24 protein-coding genes and 1 tRNA gene are annotated in these 20841 nt (G+C 63.6%); 19 read left to right on the top strand and 6 right to left on the bottom strand.

Features of this window, described 5'->3' with window-relative positions; all coding sequences use genetic code 11:
- Both E3O06_RS17375 and E3O06_RS01685 read left to right on the top strand, forming a co-directional pair.
- A partial coding sequence (locus tag E3O06_RS17375) for a hypothetical protein (RefSeq protein WP_166788060.1) occupies positions 1–909 on the top strand: 909 nt, incomplete at its 5' end.
- Complete coding sequence (locus E3O06_RS01685; protein ID WP_166788059.1) at positions 899–1300, top strand: hypothetical protein; 402 nt, start codon at positions 899–901, stop codon at positions 1298–1300. The genes E3O06_RS17375 and E3O06_RS01685, both read left to right, overlap by 11 nt.
- A gap of 94 nt (positions 1301–1394) precedes the next feature.
- Here E3O06_RS01685 and E3O06_RS01680 read toward each other — a convergent pair whose 3' ends face one another.
- Positions 1395–1907, bottom strand: a complete 513-nt coding sequence (locus tag E3O06_RS01680) for a hypothetical protein (protein WP_134501305.1) — start codon at positions 1905–1907, stop codon at positions 1395–1397.
- A 353-nt stretch (positions 1908–2260) separates the two neighbouring features.
- On the opposite strand from E3O06_RS01680, the gene E3O06_RS01675 reads away from it, so the two are divergent.
- The 5 genes from E3O06_RS01675 to E3O06_RS01655 all read left to right on the top strand — a co-directional run bounded on the left by E3O06_RS01675 (position 2261) and on the right by E3O06_RS01655 (position 6835).
- Positions 2261–2590, top strand: a complete 330-nt coding sequence (locus E3O06_RS01675) for a hypothetical protein (RefSeq protein ID WP_134501304.1) — start codon at positions 2261–2263, stop codon at positions 2588–2590.
- 4 nt (positions 2591–2594) lie between these two features.
- The gene (locus E3O06_RS01670; RefSeq protein ID WP_134501303.1) at positions 2595–2927 is read left to right on the top strand and encodes a hypothetical protein; all 333 of its coding nucleotides are present in this window, start codon (positions 2595–2597) and stop codon (positions 2925–2927) included.
- A complete protein-coding gene (locus E3O06_RS01665) occupies positions 2924–3829 on the top strand; it encodes a site-specific integrase (protein WP_134501302.1) in 906 nt (301 codons plus the stop codon). Before E3O06_RS01670 ends, E3O06_RS01665 begins: the two co-directional genes overlap by 4 nt.
- Positions 3830–3920: 91 nt before the next feature.
- A complete protein-coding gene (locus tag E3O06_RS01660; protein WP_134501301.1) occupies positions 3921–4919 on the top strand; it encodes a tyrosine-type recombinase/integrase in 999 nt (332 codons plus the stop codon).
- On the top strand, positions 4916–6835 hold the full coding sequence (locus E3O06_RS01655) for a hypothetical protein (RefSeq protein ID WP_134501300.1): 1920 nt from the start codon (positions 4916–4918) through the stop codon (positions 6833–6835). Before E3O06_RS01660 ends, E3O06_RS01655 begins: the two co-directional genes overlap by 4 nt.
- 233 nt (positions 6836–7068) lie before the next feature.
- Here the strand turns inward: E3O06_RS01655 and E3O06_RS01650 are convergent.
- Positions 7069–7145: transfer RNA gene (locus tag E3O06_RS01650), tRNA-Pro, on the bottom strand.
- 119 nt (positions 7146–7264) lie between these two features.
- Between E3O06_RS01650 and E3O06_RS01645 the strand changes: the two genes are divergently transcribed.
- Together E3O06_RS01645 and E3O06_RS01640 are read left to right on the top strand one after the other, a co-directional pair.
- The gene (locus tag E3O06_RS01645) at positions 7265–7765 is read left to right on the top strand and encodes a DUF6328 family protein (protein ID WP_134501299.1); all 501 of its coding nucleotides are present in this window, start codon (positions 7265–7267) and stop codon (positions 7763–7765) included.
- A gap of 97 nt (positions 7766–7862) precedes the next feature.
- Positions 7863–8609, top strand: coding sequence for an MOSC domain-containing protein (locus tag E3O06_RS01640; protein ID WP_206751360.1), 747 nt, complete (start codon positions 7863–7865; stop codon positions 8607–8609).
- Between the two features lie 8 nt (positions 8610–8617).
- Here the strand turns inward: E3O06_RS01640 and E3O06_RS01635 are convergent, their stop codons facing one another.
- Positions 8618–9622 (bottom strand): NYN domain-containing protein, encoded by a 1005-nt coding sequence (locus E3O06_RS01635; protein ID WP_134501297.1) that lies wholly within the window; start codon positions 9620–9622, stop codon positions 8618–8620.
- A 115-nt stretch (positions 9623–9737) separates the two neighbouring features.
- Here E3O06_RS01635 and E3O06_RS01630 point away from each other — a divergent pair, with 115 nt between their 5' ends.
- Positions 9738–10616, top strand: a complete 879-nt coding sequence (locus tag E3O06_RS01630; RefSeq protein ID WP_134501296.1) for a helix-turn-helix transcriptional regulator — start codon at positions 9738–9740, stop codon at positions 10614–10616.
- 5 nt (positions 10617–10621) lie between these two features.
- Here the strand turns inward: E3O06_RS01630 and E3O06_RS17685 are convergent, their stop codons facing one another.
- Both E3O06_RS17685 and E3O06_RS01620 read right to left on the bottom strand, forming a co-directional pair.
- Positions 10622–10939, bottom strand: a complete 318-nt coding sequence (locus E3O06_RS17685; RefSeq protein ID WP_174843194.1) for an aldo-keto reductase family protein — start codon at positions 10937–10939, stop codon at positions 10622–10624.
- Between the two features lie 302 nt (positions 10940–11241).
- Complete coding sequence (locus tag E3O06_RS01620; protein WP_134501295.1) at positions 11242–12309, bottom strand: NAD(P)-dependent alcohol dehydrogenase; 1068 nt, start codon at positions 12307–12309, stop codon at positions 11242–11244.
- A 407-nt stretch (positions 12310–12716) separates the two neighbouring features.
- Here E3O06_RS01620 and E3O06_RS01615 point away from each other — a divergent pair, with 407 nt between their 5' ends.
- The 4 genes from E3O06_RS01615 to arfB are packed head-to-tail and all read left to right on the top strand — an operon-like array spanning position 12717 to position 15205.
- Complete coding sequence (locus tag E3O06_RS01615; RefSeq protein ID WP_134501294.1) at positions 12717–13415, top strand: histidine phosphatase family protein; 699 nt, start codon at positions 12717–12719, stop codon at positions 13413–13415.
- Positions 13416–13433: 18 nt separating this feature from the next.
- Positions 13434–13985 carry a DUF3090 domain-containing protein gene (locus E3O06_RS01610; RefSeq protein ID WP_134501293.1) on the top strand — a complete coding sequence of 184 codons (552 nt, stop codon included), beginning with the start codon at positions 13434–13436 and terminating at the stop codon, positions 13983–13985.
- Positions 13985–14746 (top strand): SCO1664 family protein, encoded by a 762-nt coding sequence (locus E3O06_RS01605; RefSeq protein WP_134501292.1) that lies wholly within the window; start codon positions 13985–13987, stop codon positions 14744–14746. The genes E3O06_RS01610 and E3O06_RS01605 overlap by 1 nt, the downstream gene beginning before the upstream one ends.
- 36 nt (positions 14747–14782) lie before the next feature.
- On the top strand, positions 14783–15205 hold the full coding sequence (arfB, locus tag E3O06_RS01600; protein WP_134501291.1) for an alternative ribosome rescue aminoacyl-tRNA hydrolase ArfB: 423 nt from the start codon (positions 14783–14785) through the stop codon (positions 15203–15205).
- 26 nt (positions 15206–15231) lie between these two features.
- Here arfB and E3O06_RS01595 read toward each other — a convergent pair whose 3' ends face one another.
- Complete coding sequence (locus tag E3O06_RS01595) at positions 15232–17103, bottom strand: FAD-binding monooxygenase (RefSeq protein WP_134501290.1); 1872 nt, start codon at positions 17101–17103, stop codon at positions 15232–15234.
- Between the two features lie 368 nt (positions 17104–17471).
- On the opposite strand from E3O06_RS01595, the gene E3O06_RS01590 reads away from it, so the two are divergent.
- The 5 genes from E3O06_RS01590 to E3O06_RS01570 all read left to right on the top strand — a co-directional run bounded on the left by E3O06_RS01590 (position 17472) and on the right by E3O06_RS01570 (position 20807).
- Positions 17472–17816, top strand: a complete 345-nt coding sequence (locus tag E3O06_RS01590) for a VOC family protein (RefSeq protein ID WP_338144782.1) — start codon at positions 17472–17474, stop codon at positions 17814–17816.
- 464 nt (positions 17817–18280) lie between these two features.
- Positions 18281–19546, top strand: a complete 1266-nt coding sequence (locus E3O06_RS01585; protein WP_134501309.1) for an MFS transporter — start codon at positions 18281–18283, stop codon at positions 19544–19546.
- Between the two features lie 68 nt (positions 19547–19614).
- A complete protein-coding gene (locus E3O06_RS01580; protein ID WP_134501289.1) occupies positions 19615–19893 on the top strand; it encodes a cupin domain-containing protein in 279 nt (92 codons plus the stop codon).
- 63 nt (positions 19894–19956) lie between these two features.
- Positions 19957–20316 carry an ArsR/SmtB family transcription factor gene (locus E3O06_RS01575; RefSeq protein ID WP_134501288.1) on the top strand — a complete coding sequence of 120 codons (360 nt, stop codon included), beginning with the start codon at positions 19957–19959 and terminating at the stop codon, positions 20314–20316.
- Positions 20313–20807, top strand: a complete 495-nt coding sequence (locus tag E3O06_RS01570) for an SRPBCC family protein (RefSeq protein WP_134501287.1) — start codon at positions 20313–20315, stop codon at positions 20805–20807. The genes E3O06_RS01575 and E3O06_RS01570 overlap by 4 nt, the downstream gene beginning before the upstream one ends.
- The last annotated feature ends 34 nt before the right edge of the window (positions 20808–20841 follow it).

Raw genomic sequence — 20841 nt, 5'->3', positions numbered from 1 at the left:
GGCGGGGAGTTGCCTGGCCTGATAATTAGCGCTCTTTCGGCAGGAAACCAGCCACTAACTTGGCAGGATTTCAGCGCCGAAACGGCCTACAAAGAGTTGATCACACACAACCTCGCCGACGTGGCTCCTGCTTCCCTAGGCGACACGCGGGAGGACAGGCGCTGGTACGGCGGCACGCACCGCGCTTTCCACCGGTTGCTCGTGCTTATGGATCCTTTTCCTCACAACCAGAGCACCACGTCCACCTCCACGGAGGTTCAGGCCGTTCTGGACGCGCACGACTCCGACCGCGAGAAGAAAATGAGGACCCGTCTGGACGAATTCACGAACGCTTTCCTGCACATGACATTCCTGCAGCGCCCGCGACGCCTCCGTTACGCCCCTGGCCGCATCGACCTCGCCGTCGGCCAAACGTTCATAGCGTCGCCGACCACCCGCGGCTTTTCGAGAAAGACCCGGGCGGAGAAGGTTACGCACGAAGTCGGCGCCGATCCTCGTGCCCTTCCGCACGGACCCGTCGACGTCTTCGCCGGGGCAGGCACGGCTTACGACGGCAGGAACATCTCTCGCTGGGGCTGGATGGTTAATAGCGCCGTGCGGGTCGACTCGGAACGCCCCGGGGAATCCCGATTTCCCCGGCTGGCGATCAGCGCAACCCTGAGCCTGCCCAACATCGGGGCGGCAGAAGAAGCCGTCGCGCTGATGCGTACTGCACTTAGCACCGGCCTGGCACCTGGCATCCTGGACACCGACAAGGCCTACTTCGCCAATATTCCTGGCGCAGGTCTGCATGAGTCCGCATTTAACCTCGGCTTCACGCCCTCGACCGACTACCGCGTCGAGCAACTCGACGAACACGACCTTCCGGCCTCCCGCCGGGATCCGCACCCAACAGTTTGTGACCTTTGACAAAAACGACGGTATGCACCAGCGGCAGCCCATCACGTATGGGAGTAAGAAGTGGCAGGCTTTTCACAATCACGCACGGAACTCCATGGACTGCTTCAACGCCGATATCACAGAGTCACTTTTCGAGAGTCTTGGCGGCACCTCCCGCCGAACTGTGCGCGGGTTCGCTGCCGCCCAGATCTTCCTGACGATCTCGCTCAGCAACTCCAACCTGAGCGCTATCGCCGCGTCTATGCGCAGGCAAATCAGCAAACCGGTCATACCGTCGCCGGCCGCTGAACTACCCGCGAACATTCGTCGCAGGGACCGAGAGTGGCACTCCCCATACGCCTCGCCCAACCCGGCCGACACCTCGCACAGACCGGAGGACGGCGCGGTGCCGACGACCTAGTCGAAAACGAAGAAGTCGCTCCTGAGGAATCTCAGGAGCGACTTTGTCGTTGGGCAGGACTGGGGCCGAGGGTTGCATGGTTGCCGCGGCCTCGTCACCATTGGGTCTCGAACTCGTTTCTGGCGGCGGCAATCACAGAATCAGGATCGTGGAAGTGGTCCACGGGACGGTCTTCCTCCTTGAAGGATGTATTCGGCCCGCAGAGCCACAGCAACAGGTCGTGTTCGGTCCAGCCGTTCGCCATTGCCAACCCGATGAGTCGCCCCATCAGCGGGAGGATCTTTCCGTGAACCCGATCGAATTGAAATCCGGGATAAAGAACAGCGTTTCCCCTCACGATTCCAGTGATGAGATGCGCCGCGCGTTTCCGCGACGCCAACATCCGGTTTGACGGCCTGGCTCCCAGGACTTCCGCGACCTGGCTGCTGGTCAACAGCCCGAACTCCGCCCCCATACGGGCCCAGGCAATGTGGGTTGCTTGCACGCTGCGCGCCAGCTGATCCGATACGACGTCGGCGCTCGGATGCGCCGCTGGTCTGAGGCGTCGACCGCTTCCGTCGGGAACCCCGGCTTGGTCCGGCTCCGCAGTTGGCCCTGGTGTAGTCATGATCCGCCTTTCTCGGGGCGGTCTGCCTTGGATAGGGACCGCAGCCGCCGAACACTGTCGATGATCTCCCCTCACGGCGGGGCGGCGCCGAGTTTGTCGTTGAGTCGGTGGTTTGAAATTAGGAACCTTCGTAGATTTGTATTTCAGCAGGCCGGAGAGGTCCGACAGAAGGGCACCCGACCACGAGGATCGGGGATCGAAATGGTTGACACGAGTCACAATGCAACAGACGACAGCCCGGAAACAGGACCGGAGTGCCTGGGGGGTATCGAAGGCGGATGCTGGCTGATCGCGACCAGGCGCGTCGTCAGCATTCAAGCGGGACGGGCACGTCCCGTCGAGAGCCCGGAGCGATGACCTACGCCCTGACTGGCGCCGAAGGTGGCCGTTGGCTCGTCAGGACCATCGGGTCCATCCACAGATTTGATTTGGAGGCGATGACCGTCACCCGCATCCCTGGCAAGGATTCCGCGGCAACCCTGAACGATCAAACGCGTCCCCTCATTCAGATCGTGCACTGCACCGTCGGCGCCCGAGGCTACTGGCTCATGAGTCCAGAGCCTGACGAGTCGGAGTACGTCGAACATTTCTGGCACCTGTCGAGCACGATCCAATCAATCGAACCCGCCGTCGATGATGATCCCGACCGGGATATCGCCCCGCGACCAGACCCCGAGAGGTGAAGCGATGCGCTACGTGCCGGAGGGCCAACGCTCCCTAGAGTCCCTCGCCGACGACTCCGTCGGCTGCTACGTCATCAGCACAGAATCTGACACCCGGTACTGGATCCACTGCGACCGACGCTTGGTCCGCCGCATGCCCAGTGCAGAAAACGAGCGTGCGCTCCGGCTTCGGGGCGACGGCGAAGACCTCATCCTAGAAGAGATTGTCGAGTGCCGCCGCGGCCGGCCGCTGCTGCTCCTGATCAATCTGCGGTTGCCCGGCGTCTTCATCACCACTCGCGAATCCACTCCGATCATCCGCATCGACCCGATACCGGAAATCCGTGGTTGGTCATGACCGACACCAACCCTCGCCCGTACGACTACCGCCCCATCAACGCACTGCCGTATTGGCACACGATTGGTGGCTTCATCACCGCTGCAGTCGCCGACACTGCCTCGGCGACGAACCGTGACGAACGTTCCCTCTACCCCGCAACCGTGGCCTTCGTGCTCTGGTGCTGGCAAAGCAGAGGCACGCCCCTGGAACGCAAACGCATCTTTCGCCGCAGCACGGTCGAAGAATTTATCCACCTGGCCATGAAGAACTATGCCACCAGCAGCAGAGCCACCCACCGATCCACGCTCTGGCTCATGGTCGAAACTCTGAACCCGGCCGCCGTGACCGAGCACCGGCCGATCCCACGGTCAGTGCCGACAAAACCCTATTCCTCGTCGGACGTTGCCACGCTCTACAGCTGGGCCACATCGCAAGGAACCGAACATCGGCGCCGCGACGCCGTCGCCCTCCTCGCGCTCGGGCTCGGGGCTGGCCTGGCGGCGAGAGAGATCCTCGGAGTTCGCGTCAGAGATCTCGACGCCACAACCGATCACATCCACGTAATCGTGTGGGAAAGCCGGCCACGCGTCGTACCCCTCAGCCCTCAGTGGGACCGACCCCTCCGGCGAATCCTCGGGGACCTCACACCCACTGACTGGCTCTTCCGCCCCGGCCGCATCAGCGCGACCTCAGGACAAGTCACAGATTTTCTCCTGCGCGCCCGCACCGACCTCGACGTTCGCCCCAGTCGCATGCGCGCGACGTGGCTCGTGGAGCACCTCCGCGACGGGACACCACCCCAAGAACTACTGCGAATTTCCGGACTCAAAAATCTGGCAGCCCTCGACAAAATGGCCGCCTTCGTGCCCCGAACGGCGGTTCCTGCAAAAATTTCTCCAAGAAATTTTAACAAGGTCTGATCAGGTTTTTGGTGTGCCGTGATCATCGAGAATAGGGCAATAGTGCGGATTTTGACCCAGGCGCCGAAATTCCGCCGCACACACACTCTGCATGACCCGAAAAGACCGACTCAACGACATCTTCCGCGACGACTCCCGCACGTACGCCCACCTGCGCGCTGCGGACCCCGAACTTCCCGACCACGTCTGGGAAGTGATCATCCGATATCGGCCGCAGCTCTCCGACCTGCAGTGGGATGCCGTGCGCGAGTTCACGATCGTGACTGCCATCAACATGAAACCGCGCACGTTCGAGACCGTGCGGCGGATGATGACGATGACTGGCCGCTTCAACGCCTGGGTGTGGGCGAGCACCGGAACAACACTCACCGTCGAGCGTGTGTACACGCAGAACAACGTGTATCGCTACCTGCAGGAATGCCTTCCCAAACACTCCGAAACTCACCGCTGGGGTGTTGCACGCCAACTGGGCACCATCGCCGAAGTGCTCGCTGAAAACACCGTCACACGCCTCCCCACGCCCCACGCCCACCGTCGGCGCCCCTTCACTATTGCCGAAGTCGCGTCCATGCACAGCTGGGCCGCCAGCCTCACGACAGACCTGAAACGGCAAAACGCCCAGGCGCTCCTCGGACTCGCGGGCGGCGCCGGCCTCCGCGCCAACGAAATCATCGACCTTCGCCTCGGCGACATCGACATCGTCGACGGGCGCCTCTTCGTCACCGTCCCCGGCATGAACTCCCGCCGAGTTCCGGTGCGGCACCCGTGGAACCGCACCCTGCTCCGCAGCCTCGCCGGTCGTACCGACTCAAGCGAGTATGTCTTTCGTGCCTACCGCTTCGAGGAATACCGTCCTCGGGCCATCCAGACGTTCCTCACCGACCATCCCGGCCGTGTGCGAGCTACTCTGACTCGCCTGCGCGCAACATGGATCGTCGCACAGATCGATAACGGACTTCCCCTTCCCGTGCTCATGGCCTTGGCGGGGTTCTCCACCACGGGGAGCCTCGACAAGCATCTCGTTCACGCCCAACCGCTGGACGTCGCCAACTATGTTGGCCTCGTCATCGGCGAAGAGGTGCTCGCATGAGCGCCGGCGACATCGACTACGGCTTCACCGGATATACCCCCGACCTCGGCGGTATGACAGAAGCGGAAATCATGGGCCGTGGGCGTATCCACGACGTCATCGACCACCAGACCGTGGTGCTGATGGAGGGCCGCGTGCGCAAGACCGGTGTTTTGGAACGACTGCAGGCATGGCGTGACGAAGATGCTCTCGCTTTCAGCATTGGTGGTCGCCCGTCCCTCATCGCCGAACGCGCCGTTATGACCGCTCTGTTGCTGCTCGCAAAGGAAGGATCAGCAATGTTCGTCACCAACGTGCGCGACCTCTTCATGTTTCGCCTCAGCGATGCTTCCCGTGAACTCCTCGGATTGGAGAAATCCCTCGAAGCCTTTGTCGGCCACGTCGGTGAAAAGAACCGCTGGTACGCCAACACCATCCGCGCCTTCCAACGCATGAACGACCTTATGGACCCTTTCCCACAAGAACGACGACACTCAAAAACCTATACAGAAATCCAAGCAATCCTCCGCGCCCACGACGTTGATCTGGAAGTAAAACGCAAGGCCCGACTCGACGAGTACACCAAACTCTTCCTCGTGATGACCTATTACGAACAGCCCCGCAACATTCGACGTGCCTCCAAGAAGATGGACATTTCCTTCGACCAGACCTATATCGGGACCCCGACGGTGAAGGGGTACTCCAAGAAGAACCTCGCTAAACGTGTCGCAGACGAAGCCAAGGTTGAGGACATGAGGACTCTGAAGCCGGGGCCGGTTGATGCTTACGCTGGCTGGCATGTGAGCACAGGGCCCCGCACAGATGTGGGCAGAGGCCAAACAGATCTCACCGATCCCGGTAAGAAAACCAGCTCCGCGGAGTATCGGTGGGGTTGGGAAATCAACATCGCTGTTCGCGTCGATTCCGAAGCTCCCGGACAGAAACGATTTCCCGCCCTCGCCGTCGCCGCGACAATGAGTCTGCCCAATGTTCGCGTCGCCGAGGAAGCAGTCTCTCTTATGAGGGCAACCATGGCCTATGACCTAGCACCCGGGGTCGCCGACGCAGACAAGCAGTATTACGCCAACTCACTGACCGAACGCCTCCACGATCCGACTTTCGCCCTCGGGTATACGCCTTCCACGGACTACCGCGTCGACCGCCTCGGGCACCAAGGCGGCGACCACGGCGCCCTCTACATCGAGGGCGGCACCTACTGCCCCGCCACTCCTGATCCACTAAAAAACGCCACTAAAGAGCTCGTGAGTGGAAGCATTGACGACGAAACCTACGAAGCACGAATTAAGGAGCGCCGGGCTTTTCGACTGCACCAGAAAGAAAAGCCCGACAGCAAAGGTCGCGTTGTGCTGCGCTGCCCCGCCCTCGGCCCAAGCCCGACAGTAACCTGCCCGCTTCGCGAGATGCTCAAGACCAGGAAAATGCTGCCGGCCGTCGACGGTGAGGACCTCCCGGACTTCGCCGACAAGATCTGCGCCCAACACTCCGTGTCCTTCGACACGGCACGCAATCGCCGCACCGCCCAAGCCTTTGAATACGGCAGCAAACAATGGGACGAGTTTCACACCCACGCGCGAAACAGCATCGAATCGCTCAATAACCAGGTGAAGAGCGGCGGCACCGAACATATCGAATCTGCCAGCCGCCGCCGTGTGCGCGGATTCGGTGCCGCCCAAATCATCGTCACCATGCTGCTCACCAACTTCAACCTGCGCAAGATCGCCGCGTTCATCAGCGACAAGATTAAAGACGACGCGAAGAAGCAGGTCAACGGCGAACCGCCAGTCGCGCTCGTCCGGCGTCGCGACCGAGAATTCCACAACCCCTACACGGACACCTACCCGCCCGATGTAAAGCGACCCACCAAACCCAAACGATCAGACGGCGACGAAACCGGCGGACCACCGCGAAGAACCTAAACGGCCACATACGCCGCCACTACCGCCCGAGAGGGCACGCCTCCCGCATTCCGAACAATCCGACGCGCCCCAAAACACAAAAAACCACCGGCGACACGGTCTCGGTCGACGAATCGCCAACACAACTCCACGAATACCCCGCTTAAACCAGAAATCGCTCCTGAGAATCCTCAGGAGCGATTTCTTTTTGTTCCAACCAGACCGTTTCGTGAACAGTTTCGCGAACGGCCCTTTGGTCGGGCTGACAGGATTCGAACCTGCGACCCCTTGACCCCCAGTCAAGTGCGCTACCAAGCTGCGCCACAGCCCGCCGCTTCCACAACGCGATTTCAACGTTCAAAACCTGCGGAAGACAACTGTAAGAGCTTACCGCCTTCTATGAGGCCCTATGAACACATCGTTGGGAACGCCCAGCGCTAGCATCTGCTTATGACTGAGACAACGGATGCGGATCCCACCGACGGTCGAGACGAATCGGCTGCAGAGCGCCTCGACCGCAACTGGAATGACACGCTCCAGGAACTCCGAGTCACACAGACCGGTACCCAAATCATCACGGGCTTTCTCCTGACGCTGGCTTTCCAGAACAGATTCACCGACCTCGACCGCGAACAGGTCGGCATCTACCTCGTGCTCGTAGTGCTGGCTGCTCTGAGCACGATCCTGGGGCTGGCCCCCGTGAGCCTGCATCGAACCCTGTTTCGTAAGAGGGCCAAGGCGGAGCTGGTTGCCACAGCCCACCGGCTCCTCATCGCCACCCTGGGTGTGCTCGGGCTCGTGGTCGCCGGCGTCGTGCTGCTCATCTTCGATGTTGTCGTTTCGACCGCCGCCGGTTTCATCGCCGGCGGTGCCACACTCCTCGCCATCATCGCAATCTGGGTTCTCCTCCCGAGGGCTGCCCGCCCCGATCGAACCTCGCAACATCGCTGAGCGGATGCTGGGGGAGCCGCCCGCAGGTCGGCTCGCCTCGTGCACAACCACGCGTCTCGCTAGGCTGACCTGAATCATGCGAATTCAAGATATCGGTGTGACACCCCTCAAAGGCGGCCGCCACCAGCCGCGGGAAAACCTTGTGCTCGCGGCCGACGGCCCTGTCGGCGATCGTGACTTCGCCGTCGTTGATCTGCACGCCGGCACGGTTTTGAAGACGGTCGAGCATCCGCTGCTGGTGTCTTGTGCGTCCACCTGGGCTGGCGGGGTGCTTTCCGTGGAGATCGACGGCCGCCGGATCGCCGAGAAGCCCACCCTGGCGGGTGAAGTTCTCGAACTCGATTACTGGGGTCGATCCACGTCCATGCAGGTGGTCGACGGTCCCTGGGCTCAGGAATTCTCCCGCTTGCTGGGGCGCAGCGTCGTTCTCACCCGGACCGCGGTGGCGGGAACAGTGGTCTACGGCGATTCGGTCACGCTCAGCACGACGAGTTCCCTGGCCCGGCTGGCTCGAGAATCGGGCATGGCGGTCGATTCGCGCCGATTCCGTGCCACCTTCACAATCGACACCGGTGACGCCGACGCGCACGTCGAAGACTCCTGGGTCGGCCGAGAACTAGAGCTTGGTGGGGCCCGCCTGCTCGTGAAGGACGGTATTCCGCGGTGCGCCGTCATCGACGTCGACCCAGACACCGGTGCGCGCGGAACCAACCTCCTGAAAGCCCTCGCCGGCTACCGACTGCGGTCGAGCGATATCATGTTCGGCGTTTACGCCGAGGTGGTTCGCCCGGGGACCGTCTCGGTCGGAGACGACGTGCGGCTCGTTCCCTCGCCGCAACCCTGAAGCGAGACTCAGCGCTTGATTTCAGCCTCGGGGCGCAGCCGGATGAGGCGGTGCGGTCCGTCCTCTTTCAACTCGGCCTGGTCGCTGCGTGAGGAGAGAAAATCGGTGAAGGAACGAAAGCCGAGCGGCTTTTCGTTGAACGACGGGTCCATGCGGCGCATCTGGTTCTTGATCGTGCCCGTGTTGAGCCACTCGTCGGCATCGCCCTTGGCGTGACCGATCTGCAGGGCGCGCACCAGGAGGTCCGTGGCCAGTGTTTGCGGGTCGATGTCATCGCCCGGCTCCGGCTCGTCGTATTGCGCGTCTTCGGTGTGCGAGAACATGGGAATCGTGGTGAGCCTGCGGGCCGGGCTGGCAACCGCGTCGACCTTGGTGGGAGCAGGTTCGGCGACTTTCCGGCTCTCCCGCGGCGACTCTGTGGCGGCAGGGCTGGCCGAACCGATCCCGGGCAGCGAGTCGTAGTCTTCGAACTCGTCGCACGCGGCCGCGAGGGACGTGCTCGTCGAGCCCGCGACGCCGATGCCCACCACGAAACGGCCCAACCGCTTCGACTTCTGGGCGAGGGCGATGTAGTCCGAATCGCCGGCGATGATGATCACGTGGGTCAGGTCGGGCAGCCGGAAGAGGTCTTCGACCACGTCGACGGCCAAACGGATGTCAGCCCCGTTCTTGGTTCCGCGAGTCGTTGTGGTAAACAGCTGGGTCAGATCCACCGCTCGGGACATGAGCTGGCGCTGGTAACTCGCATTGACCGGCACCGACCAGTCGGCGTAAGCACGATTGACCACCAGGGTGCCGAACGACGCGGCGAAGTCGATGATGGCGTTGAAATCAACCGTCGCGGAGGCCAGCCGTGCGGCGATCTCGGGGTCGGCATCCGGGCTCTTCTTATTGAAATCGCGGATGCCGTCGCGCTGGAAGGCATTGCGCCCGTGTAACTGTTGGTAGCGCGAGATGACGATGTTGTCGAAGTCGATGTAGAGCCCGACGCGCGCATCGTTTGGTTCGGTCATGGTGAGCTCCTCAGCCGCAGGCGGAAGACTCAGTAGCGATCCGGTATGTATAGTCTGCTGCGGACAACGCCGCGAGGGCAACTCGGGGAGCAGGACGGCGGGAGATACTGGAGGGATGGACGACAAAGACACCCTCGCTGATTTTCTGCGTTCGGCCAGGGCACGCCTCAGGCCAGCCGATGTCGGGCTGCCGGTAAATCCGCTCGCGGCGGTCCGGCGGGTGCCCGGACTGCGCCGTGACGAAGTCGCGGGCCTGGCCGGCGTAAGCGTGGACTACTACGCCCGCATGGAGCAGGGTCGGGTGACACAGGCATCCGATGCGGTCGTGAACGCGCTCGCCGGGGTGCTGCACCTGAATGAGGCGGAGCGCAGCTACCTGTTCTCGCTGTTATCCGCCTCGACCGGCGGCCGCGTCCAGCAGCGGCGGCGCACCCATACGGTTCGGCCGTCGGTGCGCACCATCATGGACTCCTTCCCCGAACAGGCGGCATTCGTACTCGGCGTCGGCATGGATGTTCTCGCCATGAACGACCTTGCCAAGCTGCTGCTGAAAGACTTCACAAAGGGCTCGGGGCTCGTTCGCAGCATGGCCCGATGGACATTTCTCGACCCGTCTGCGCGCACCCTGTACCTGGACTGGGAGATTGTGGCGTGCGACGTGGCGGCTATGCTCCGTCACGACGCGCGGTCCCACCCCAACGACCGTGCTCTCAATGAGCTGATCGGTGAGTTGACCGTCAAGAGCGATGAATTTCGCGCTTGGTGGAGTCAGCACCGGGTGTGGGAGTGCACGTTCGGAGTCAAGCGTTTCATGCACCCAATCGTTGGCCGGGTCGACGTGGACTACGAAACCTTCCCGGTGCCGGGGGAACCAGACCAGCAACTCTTCGTCTACAGCACGCAACCCGGGTCCGCCTCGAACGATGCCGTGCGCATTTTGGCCTCCTGGCGCACAGATCAGAAGGATGCCGCAAGGCTCGAGTCCAGTCGCTGACGCTTTTAGAACCCTTCGCGCAGACGCGGAACATACCGTCCCTCAAGGCGTGCGCGCTCGTCGGCGCTGAGATCGAGGTCGAGCGAGGCGACGTCAGCGACGACGGCTGCGACAGCGCGATCGCCGTCCTCTGCCTGTGCGTACAGGGCCTGGCTGACCAAATCCGTCTCGGTGCGGGCGGTCGTCTGGATCCAGTCCCGGGTCAGCTTTCCACGCGCGAAGGGGCTCCACGGGGTGAGACCGCTGCTGGCATCGGCGGCGAGTAGAGTCATTTCGCGCTCCTCTTCGCGGCTGATCAGGTTGTACTGGCTCTGCATCGACACGAACAAAGTCCAAGCGCGCCTTACCCGAGCGCACCACGTCGTGCAACGCTTCCAGCGTCTCCTCGAGGGGAGTAAACGGGTCGAAACGATGCACGATATAGGCCGACTGGTCGCCTCGGTCAGCGTCCAGGCGTGGTTTCCGCGCGCCGAGACATCCAGACCGGTGGTTCCGAGCTTCACGTACGTCACGGGACTCCTTTAATGACGGATGCCCCGGGCCGCATTCAAATCTGCGGCCCGGGGCGGTTCGTGCCTGGGTTTGTTATTGACCGGCGCGGCTTATGCCGCGCCGGTCAAAGCGACTACGCGTCGGCGCGGGTCTCGTTCGCAAACGTGGCCACGTCGATGACGAAACGGTACCGCACGTCACTGCGGATCACACGCTCGTATGCCTCGTTGACCTGATCGACCGTAATGATCTCGATGTCGGCGCCAATTCCGTGGGCGGCACAGAAATCGAGCATCTCCTGGGTCTGGCGGATGCCGCCGATCTTGGAGGCGGCGATAGAGCGACGCTGGGCGGCGAGCCAGAACATCTTCACGCTGTCGGGCTCGGTGGGGATGCCGACGTGCACGAGCGTGCCGTTGAGGGCAAGCAGCTTCAGGTAACGCTCCAGATCGAGGTTCGCGGCCACGGTGTTCACGATGAGGTCGAAGTGGTTCTCGAGCTCGGTGAAGGTGGTCGGGTCGCTGGTGGCGTAGTAGTGCTCGGCGCCGAAACGCAGGCCATCTTGTTGCTTACTCAGGGTCTGGCTGAGCACGGTGACCTCGGCGCCGAGCGCGTGGGCGATCTTCACACCCATGTGTCCGAGGCCGCCCATGCCGAGGATGGCGACTTTCTGGCCTGGGCCGGCCTGCCAATTCGTGAGGGGGGAGTAAAGCGTGATGCCGGCGCAGAGCAGGGGAGCGGCCTCGGAGAGCTCGATGCCGTCGGGAATGCCGAGCACGTAGTTCTCGTCAACGACGATTGCGGTGCTGTAGCCGCCGTTGGTGGGGGTGCCGTCGTGGTTGCGGTCGTTGTAGGTGCCGACCTCGCCCTTTAGGCAGTACTGCTCCTCGCCGGCGAGGCAGTTGGCGCACTCGCGGCAGGAGTCGACGAAGCAGCCAACGCCGACTCGGTCGCCCACCTGGTAACGGGTGACGTCGCTGCCGGTAGCGGAGACGATGCCGGCGATTTCGTGGCCGGGAACCATCGGGAACAATCCCGTGTCCCACTCGTCGCGAGCCTGGTGGATGTCGGAGTGGCAGATGCCGGCGAACTTGATGTCGATCGCCACGTCGTGGGCGCCGGGGGTGCGCAACTCGATCGTGGTGCGAACGAGGGGCTGGTTGGCCGCGGGGGCGGCGAGGGCAGGAACGGTGGTCGTCATAGAAAAATCTTTCAGTGCCGGTGGTGGAATGCGGGGGGACCCCGTGCCGTGGCACGTGTCGACGGTGACATCCGCTCGCACAACGGTACGCGGTGCCACCGAACTGTTCGAGGCTGGAAGGTGGCACTAACTGACCTACCCAAGGGCCGGAGAGAACGCTTCGGCCGCCGTTCGATGGTCAAGGAGCGCTGTGGCCCGAGGGAATATTTCGTCGTAGGCGGATCTTGTAGCAGGTATGCCTAGCATCATCGCTGGCGACTCCGATAAAGACCCAACGCTGGCCGAGCACTCGTGGAACCTTCACGCCAAGCGCGACCGATTCCGCATGCAGATCAGCGCCGACTGATCTCCGTTCGATTGCAGTGGCTGCGGTCGAACATCGTCAAGCGGATGTCTAGGCTGGGCACATGGCCACAGTCATCCTCGTGCGGCACGGCCGCACCACCGCAAACGCCACCGGAGTGCTGGCCGGACGAACAATCGGGGTCAGCCTCGACCAGTTCGGGCGGGACCAGGCGACGCTCACGGGCGAACGGCTCGCGGCCGTTCCGCTGGTGGGCGTGGTCTCAAGCCCCCTGGAGCGCTGCCGGCAGACCGCGCAGCTGATCATCGACCGTCAGGCCGGCTCCCTGGTCACCCCTCTCGACGAGGAACTCACCGAGTGCGACTACGGCCAGTGGCAGGGCCGTACCCTGAGCGATCTGGCCACCGAGAATCTCTGGTCGGTCGTGCAGACCCAACCGTCAGCCGTTGTCTTTCCCGGCGGCGAATCGATGGCCGCTATGCAGGCGCGGTCGGTTGCCGCCATTCGACGCCACGACGCTGTTTTCGAGGCAGAGCACGGGCCCGGCGCCGTCTGGGTGGCGGTGAGTCACGGTGACATCATCAAATCAATTCTGGCCGACGCGCTCGGCATGCACCTCGATCTGTTCCAGCGCATCAACGTGGGGCCGGCATCCGTTTCGATCGTGCGGTACGGCGCGGGCCGGCCGAGCGTTCACGCGACCAACACCGATGCGGGCGATCTGTCGTGGCTGGTCACCAGCATCCACTCGGCCGACGCGCCGGTGGGGGGCGGGGCCGGGTCGCAGGCTCCGCTCACCTGACGCGCTTAGAGTATTTGTATGCCCACAATCGTTCATGAATTCGACTGGCCAGATCGAGTCGTCGTCGGCACGGTCGGCCTGCCCGGGTCGCGCACCTTCTACCTGCAGGTGCGCGCCGGCACCCGGGTCGTGAGTATCGCGCTGGAGAAACAACAGTCGGCGCTGCTCGCCGAGAAGATCGACGAGATTCTCGACCGGCTGATCACCTTCGAGGGCAACCCGTTCAGTATTCCCACGACGACACCCGTCGAGCTCGTCGACAACGACCCACTCGAGCAGCCCGTTGCGGAAGAATTTCGCACCGGTGCCCTGAGCCTCGGCTGGGATCCGTCCACCGTGCAGGTCGTGATTGAGGCCTACCCGCTGATCGACGGCGACGAAGACGGCGACGACGATGCGCCCGACCTGGTGGAAATAGCGGAAATGCTGCTGGTACGCATTCCCGTCGGCACCGCACGCGCTTTCGCGAAGCGTACCCGTGAGGTCGTGGGCGCCGGGCGGCCCATGTGCCCCCTGTGCGGCTATCCAGTGGAGGCCGACGGACACACCTGCACCCTGCCCGACATCTGATGCCCGACCCCGACCTGCTGCACGGCGAGCTGCGGCTCACTGGCCGGATCAACACGGCGTCGAACGCGACTTTCCTGGCCAGCATCGACGAGGCGGCGGTCGTCTATAAACCGGTTGCGGGGGAGCATCCGCTCTGGGACTTCGCCGGCCTCGCCAATCGCGAGGTGGCCGCCTACCTGGTCTCGCAGGTGTTCGGCTGGAATGTCGTGCCGCGCACCTGGCTGCGGGGCGGCCCGATGGGCCCGGGAATGGTGCAACTCTGGCAGGATTCCGACCCCGAGCAGACCGTCGTCGACATCGTGGCCGCCGAGGCCGTGCCCGACACCGGATGGCGCCACGTTTTCGACGGGCGAGACGAGAATGAGCGGATGGTCACCCTCATCCACGAAGACACGGCCGCGCTGCGGCGGATGGCCGTGTTCGACATCGTCGTGAACAACGCCGATCGCAAGGGCGACCACATTCTGCCGATGCCCGACGGCCACCGGCACGGCGTCGACCACGGACTCACCTTTCACGCAGAGCACAAGCTGCGCACCGTGTTGTGGGGGTGGCTGGGTGACGCGCTCAGCACCGACGAGCTCGACGGCGTCGACCGCGTGATCGCCGAATTGAACGGTGCCCTCGGCGAAACTCTCGCCGGGCTGCTCAGCGCGGAGGAAGTCGCGGCGCTCGCCGAGCGCTGCGACCGATTGCGCTCCGCAGCACGGTTCCCGGCCCCGAGCGGCGACATGCCCGCGGTGCCCTGGCCCCTGTTCTAGCTGCGACAAACGCCCGGACTGTGCCACGCTGGAGGCATGGATCTTGAGGTGTCACCGGCGCTCACCATTCCCGAGCGCGAACTCGGCTGGCGGTTCTCCCGATCGTCAGGCCCCGGCGGCCAACACGTGAATACCTCCGACAGCCGCGTCGAGCTGTCCTGGAACGTCGCCGACTCACTGGTGCTCTCCGATGATGAGCGGATGCTGCTGCTCACCCGCCTCGGGCACCGTCTCGTCGCCGGGGTGGTCACCATCGCCGCGAGCGAGCAGCGCTCCCAGCTGCGCAATCGCGAGATCGCCCTGCGCAAGCTCGCCGACCTGGTGATCGCGGGGTTGGCCGCGGAACCGGCCGCGCGCCGCGCGACCAAACCCACCAAGGGCTCGGCTCGGCGGCACCTCGCCGTCAAGCAGCAGCGCTCGGCGACGAAGCGCAATCGGCAGCGGCCGGCCGCCGACTAGCGGCCGGCATCCGCTGAGAGAGGCTTCTACCGAACGAGCAGCATCTGCCGAAAGTACGCTGCCAGCTCGTCGGTTGCCGTCAACGGCAGCACGTTCGCGACGTACTGGTCGGGGCGCACGACGACCACGACGCCGTCGCGGCTGATTCCGCGCCGGTCGAAGATGTCGTGCTCGGGGTCGGTGGCGTACAGCTTTTCGTAGTCGATCAACCCGAACGGGCCGGTCTTGGGCAGAAAAGCGTCGGACACCTGGCTGATATCGACCTCGGTGTGCGCCTGCTGGTAGATCACCTTGACGTCGAAGACGCTGTCGACGTCGGCGCCGGCCGGGGTGTGGGCGAGCAGCGGCGAGTCGCCAGCGGTGCGCATCCACTCGGCCCAGTCGGCGACGGCGGAGCTATCGGCGTCGGCGAACGCGTACACGCGCCAGCGGCCGTCGGCGCGGTGGTGGTGGCCCAGCTGCACCGGGTTGGCGTCGCCGACGCGCACGACCGGGGCGGACTTGAAGCGCTTGCCGATGGGGAATCCGGTGGCGAGCGACTGGTGGGTGGCCTCGCCGATCAACATCGACGGCGGGTACTGCGTCATGAAGCCGGAGGGGAATTCCGCCGTCTGGGTATAGAAGTCCTCGAGGGGAATCTTGAGGTCCTCCGGCTTCGCGGCCATGAGTGAAGACCACTCCTTGTCGAAGTCGATCAGGTTCTTGGCGATGACCTGACGCTCGGCGGAGTAGGTGCAGAGGAGCGTCTCGGGGCTGCGACCGTCGAGCACGTAGCCGAGCTTCCAGCCGAGGTTGAAGCCGTCCTGCATCGAGACGTTCATGCCCTGGCCGGCCTTGGCGCTGTGCGTGTGGCAGGCATCACCCATGATGAAGACCCGCGGCGAGCGGATGCCGATTTCCTCGGGAAGCACGTCGTCGAACCGGTCGGTGAGCCGGTGAGCGACCTCGTACACGCTGTGCCAGGCGACGTTCTTCACGTCGAGTGTGTAGGGGTGCAGAATCTCATTCGCCTTCACGATGATCTCGTCGATCGAGGTCTTGCGTACCTCGCCGTTGTCGTCGGCGGCCACTTCGCCGAGGTCGACGTACATGCGGAACAGGTAGCCGCCCTCGCGCGGAATGTGCAGGATGCTTCCGCCGGTTCCGGACTGGATCGCGCACTTGGTGCGAATGTCGGGAAAGTCGGTAACGGCGAGTACGTCCATGACGCCCCAGGCGTGGAAGGCCGCGTCGCCGGCGAGAGTGCAGCCGATCGAATCGCGCACACCGCTGCGGGCGCCGTCGGCGCCGACCACGTACTTGGCGTGCACGATGCGCTCCTGGCCTGAATCGGCGCCGGTGGTGTGCCGGAGCGTCACGGTGACGGGGTAGTCACCCGCGTTGGTGTTGGTGAGGCTGAGAAACTCGAACCCGAAATCCGGCGTCATGCGGGTGGGGGAATTGGCCATCACCTCGGCGAAGTAGTCCAGCACGCGCGCCTGGTTGACGATGAGGTGCGGAAACTCGCTGATGCCGGTGGGATCGTCGATGGCGCGGGCGGTGCGGATGATGTTGGCCGGGTTGGTGGGGTCTGGCTTCCAGAACGCCATTTCGGTGATGCGGTAGGCCTCGGCGATGATGCGCTCGGCGAAGCCGAAGGCCTGGAAGGTCTCTACGCTGCGGGCCTGGATGCCGTCCGCCTGGCCGATCGCGAGGCGTTCGCCGCGACGCTCGACGATGCGGGTCGTGATGTTCGGAAACTGGGAGAGCTGGGCGGCGGTGATCATGCCGGCCGGGCCCGTACCCACGATGAGAACGTCGACGTTGTCGGGCAGTTCCTCGGGGCGATCGATGCCGACCCCGGCTGCATCCTGTTGGCGGGGATCGGTGGACACGTATCCGTGGTGGTGAAACTGCACGGCTTCCTCACTTCTCTGTGTGGTTTGTGTGATTAGTTGTTACCAGCATCACTGCTTGTTCGATAATAGAACGCGGTGTTCTATTATCGTTTATTGAATCATATACGTTCCTGAAAGATTCGCAACGTCGGCGGGGCGGGTATCGTGCTGCCAATGACGATTGACCCGAAACTCCTCGAATGGATGCTCGACTCAGACCCCGCACTGCGCTGGCGGGTCGAGCGCGACCTGGCCGGCGCTCCGCCCGTCGGTAAGTGGCCCTTGACACAGTGCGTGTTCTCACAACGATGGAAGGGAGTCCGCAGCGCGCGGGCATCCGTCGCCAGACCCACCTCGCCAGACCCACCTCGCCAGACACAGGAGTCACCATGGTTACCAGCATCTTCGTCAACCTCCCCACGAGCGACCTCGACCGGTCGAAAGCCTTCTTCACCGGACTCGGTTGGAGCATCAACCCGTTCTTCACCGACGAAAACGCCGCCTGCATCGTGATCGAGGAGAACCTCTACCTCATGGTGCTCACGCGGGACTTCTTCGCCACCTTCACCGACAAGCCGATCGCCGACCCCAGCACCACGGTGCTCACCCAGACCGCGTTCAGCCGGGACTCCCGCGACGAGGTCGATGCGATTGTGGACAAGGCGCTCGCCGGCGGTGCCACCGAGCCGCGTGCGGCCCAGGACTACGGGTTCATGTACGCCCGCGACTTTTAAGACCCCGACGGCAACGAGTTCAGTGCCCTCTGGATGGACCCGGTCGCCGCCGAAAAGGGTCCGGAGGCCTATATGGCCGAGCAGCCGTCCGAGAGCTGACTCCGGATGGCGGCACGCAGCTGGACGGGCACCGCGGTGCCGGCTGCGCTTAACCGCGGGTGACCGGACCGCGGTCTGGTCGGCTTGGTAGATGACGATGCCGACCATCTCTGCGAAGGTGGCCAGACCATTCCGCTGCCGAGGGCTCCGGTGAAGCCCGACTTCGTTCCCATGACGTCGGCGACCAGCCAAAACCTGGCGGTGACGGCGGCCTCATTAATGTCGCTTCCCCCTGGTGCTGTTCGCTGGTCCATTCTGCCTTTTTGACGAGTGTCGCTTGAGCAGCCGGGGCGCTCGCGGCTAGCCATCCGCTTGAAGAGGGCCGATGATTGCTCTGTGAAAACATGCAGCGTGCGGAGCGGGTCGTGAACCCGGCGGCGCGACGGGTGCAGCGCGTCTACCTCACCCTGATGCTCGGCAATACGCTCGCAGCCTCGTTCATCTGGGGCATCAACACGCTGTTTCTGCTCGACGCGGGGCTGTCGAACTTCGAAGCCTTCGCCGCCAACGCGTTCTTCACCGTGGGCATGGTGATCTTCGAGATTCCCACCGGGGTCGTCGCCGACACCGTCGGGCGCAAGACGTCGTACCTGCTCGGCACCATCACCCTGTCGGCCACAACCGGCCTGTACTGGATGCTCTGGCTCTGGCACGCCCCGTTCGTCTGGTGGGCGCTCGTGTCGGTGCTGCTCGGGCTCGGCTTCACCTTCTTCTCCGGCGCGGTGGAGGCGTGGCTGGTTGATGCGCTCGCCTTCACCGGGTACTCCGGCAGCCTCGAGGCCGTGTTCGGACGTGGGCTCGTGGTGACCGGAATCGCCATGTTCACCGGCTCGGTGCTCGGCGGTGTGATCGCCCAGGCCACCAACCTCGGCGTGCCGTTCCTGGTGCGTGCAGGAGTGCTCGTGGTGATGCTCATCTTCGCCTACATCGTGATGCGAGACCTTGGCTTCACCCCGGACCGCTCTGCCGGCCCGCTGAAAGCGACCCGCAACGTGCTCACCCAGTCGATCGAACACGGCCTCAAAAAACGATCCGTGCGCTACGTCATCTTCTCGGCGCCGTTCGCCGGCGGGGTCGGCATCTACGCGTTCTACGCGCTCCAGCCGTACCTCTTGCAACTCTACGGGGACCCGACGGCATACTCCATCGCCGGACTCGCCGCGGCCGTACTGTCCCTCGCGCAGGTGGGCGGCGGATTGCTGGCGCCGCGCATCCGCTCTCTCTTCGCCAAGCGCACCAGCATGATGCTCGTGGCCGGACTCATCAGCATCGGAACGCTCGTGGCGCTCGGATTGAACAGTATGTTCTGGCTGGCTGTGCTGCTCCTGGTGGTCTGGGGTTTCGTCTTCGCCGTCGCTGGACCGGTGCGGCAGGCCTACCTCAACGACATGATCCCGTCGAAACAACGCGCGACCGTGCTGTCGTTCGATTCGCTGTTCGGCAGCTTGGGCGGGGTTTTCATTCAGCCGGCCCTGGGCCGTGCGGCCGACCTTCAGGGTTACGGCCCCTCGCTCGTGATCGGCGCCGTCGTCGAGCTGATCGGTGTGCCGTTTCTGCTGGCCAGCCGCCGCCAGAAGGACCGCGCCGATACCAACACCGTACGAGCGGATGCCGCCGCTCGCGCCGCGTAGACCACGTTGCTCCCGTCCCGCCCTGAGTAGGATCATCGTATTGTCCGCTAACCGAGCAAGGGGAACTCATGGCCACCGGTGAGACGCAAATCGACAATGGTATTTTTCGCGTGACCAAATGGACGATTGAACCCGGAGATGCCATTCCCATGCACGTTCATGAATATGAATATGCGGTTGTGCCCCTCGTCAGTGAAACCATGCACGTGATCAACGCCGACGGCTCAGAGATCGTCGCGGAAATTCGTAACGGGCAGAGTTACACGCGGCCATCCGGTGCCGAACATACCGTCGAGAATCGCGGGTCGCGGACCATCGAATTCGTCGAGGTTGAAAAACTCGCCTGACGACCCACCTACTGTGTCCCGCACCCTTGCGCGACCGAAGCGATCACAGTAACCTACAATCAAATGGTTGTATATGAGAGCGTGAGCGACGAGACCGACCGCATATTTCATGCGCTCGCGGATGCCACGCGCCGCGACATCGTCGTGCGGGTCGTGCAACGCGGGCAGTCGGTGTCGACGCTCGCTGAGCGGTACGCCATGAGCTTCGCCGCCGTGCAGAAGCACGTCGCCGTGCTCGAACGCGCGCACCTCATCGTCAAAGAGCGTCGCGGGCGGGAACAGATCGTGCACGGCAACCCCGACACGCTGCGCAAAGCCACAGTGCTGCTTCAGCACTACGAGGAACTCTGGCGGTATCGCGCCCAGAGCATCAGCGACATCTTGTCCGAAGATGTCACGGTGAAACAAGAAGGAGAATCATGACCGTCGTCAGTTCACAGACAGATCCTGAGGCGCTGACCCTCACCTTTGTGGCCGAATTCAACGCGAACGTCGAACGTGTGTGGCAGATCTGGGAGGATCCGCGCCAGCTCGAGCGCTGGTGGGGACCACCCACCTGGCCAGCCACCTTCGACCGTCACGACTTTGTTCCCGGCGGCAGATCGAGCTACTACATGACCGGACCGGACGGTGAGAAGGCGCGCGGCTGGTGGGTGACCACCGCCATCCGCTCGCCGGAGCATTTGGAATTTGACGATGGCTTCGCCGATGACGACGGCGAGCCCACCGGGGATCTGGGGGTGACCCATGCGGTGGTCACCCTCGAGCAGGTCGAAGCTCGAACCCGCATGACCATTTTCAGTACCTTCGAGAGCGCCGATCAGCTCCAGCAGATGATGGAAATGGGCATGGAAGAAGGCATGCGCGAGGCGATGGGGCAGATCGATCGCCTGCTCGCCGAGGTGCGGGCTTAGGCAGGCGTGAAAGGGGCTCCCGACCAATCTTGGG

Origin of the sequence: Cryobacterium glaciale (genome assembly GCF_004402535.1) — a bacterium.
Taxonomy (GTDB): Bacteria; Actinomycetota; Actinomycetes; order Actinomycetales; family Microbacteriaceae; genus Cryobacterium; species Cryobacterium glaciale.
This window is presented reverse-complemented; position numbering and strand designations above follow the sequence as displayed.

Excerpts from the sequence above, each read along its gene's own strand:
- E3O06_RS01680 (WP_134501305.1), bottom strand. The coding sequence starts at position 1,907 with ATGACTACACCAGGGCCAACTGCGGAGCCGGACCAAGCCGGGGTTCCC.
- E3O06_RS01675 (WP_134501304.1), top strand. The coding sequence starts at position 2,261 with ATGACCTACGCCCTGACTGGCGCCGAAGGTGGCCGTTGGCTCGTCAGG.
- E3O06_RS01670 (WP_134501303.1), top strand. The coding sequence starts at position 2,595 with ATGCGCTACGTGCCGGAGGGCCAACGCTCCCTAGAGTCCCTCGCCGAC.
- E3O06_RS01665 (WP_134501302.1), top strand. The coding sequence starts at position 2,924 with ATGACCGACACCAACCCTCGCCCGTACGACTACCGCCCCATCAACGCA.
- E3O06_RS01660 (WP_134501301.1), top strand. The coding sequence starts at position 3,921 with ATGACCCGAAAAGACCGACTCAACGACATCTTCCGCGACGACTCCCGC.
- E3O06_RS01655 (WP_134501300.1), top strand. The coding sequence starts at position 4,916 with ATGAGCGCCGGCGACATCGACTACGGCTTCACCGGATATACCCCCGAC.
- E3O06_RS01645 (WP_134501299.1), top strand. The coding sequence starts at position 7,265 with ATGACTGAGACAACGGATGCGGATCCCACCGACGGTCGAGACGAATCG.
- E3O06_RS01635 (WP_134501297.1), bottom strand. The coding sequence starts at position 9,622 with ATGACCGAACCAAACGATGCGCGCGTCGGGCTCTACATCGACTTCGAC.
- E3O06_RS01630 (WP_134501296.1), top strand. The coding sequence starts at position 9,738 with ATGGACGACAAAGACACCCTCGCTGATTTTCTGCGTTCGGCCAGGGCA.
- E3O06_RS01620 (WP_134501295.1), bottom strand. The coding sequence starts at position 12,309 with ATGACGACCACCGTTCCTGCCCTCGCCGCCCCCGCGGCCAACCAGCCC.
- E3O06_RS01615 (WP_134501294.1), top strand. The coding sequence starts at position 12,717 with ATGGCCACAGTCATCCTCGTGCGGCACGGCCGCACCACCGCAAACGCC.
- E3O06_RS01610 (WP_134501293.1), top strand. The coding sequence starts at position 13,434 with ATGCCCACAATCGTTCATGAATTCGACTGGCCAGATCGAGTCGTCGTC.
- E3O06_RS01605 (WP_134501292.1), top strand. The coding sequence starts at position 13,985 with ATGCCCGACCCCGACCTGCTGCACGGCGAGCTGCGGCTCACTGGCCGG.
- arfB (WP_134501291.1), top strand. The coding sequence starts at position 14,783 with ATGGATCTTGAGGTGTCACCGGCGCTCACCATTCCCGAGCGCGAACTC.
- E3O06_RS01590 (WP_338144782.1), top strand. The coding sequence starts at position 17,472 with ATGGTTACCAGCATCTTCGTCAACCTCCCCACGAGCGACCTCGACCGG.
- E3O06_RS01580 (WP_134501289.1), top strand. The coding sequence starts at position 19,615 with ATGGCCACCGGTGAGACGCAAATCGACAATGGTATTTTTCGCGTGACC.
- E3O06_RS01575 (WP_134501288.1), top strand. The coding sequence starts at position 19,957 with ATGGTTGTATATGAGAGCGTGAGCGACGAGACCGACCGCATATTTCAT.
- E3O06_RS01570 (WP_134501287.1), top strand. The coding sequence starts at position 20,313 with ATGACCGTCGTCAGTTCACAGACAGATCCTGAGGCGCTGACCCTCACC.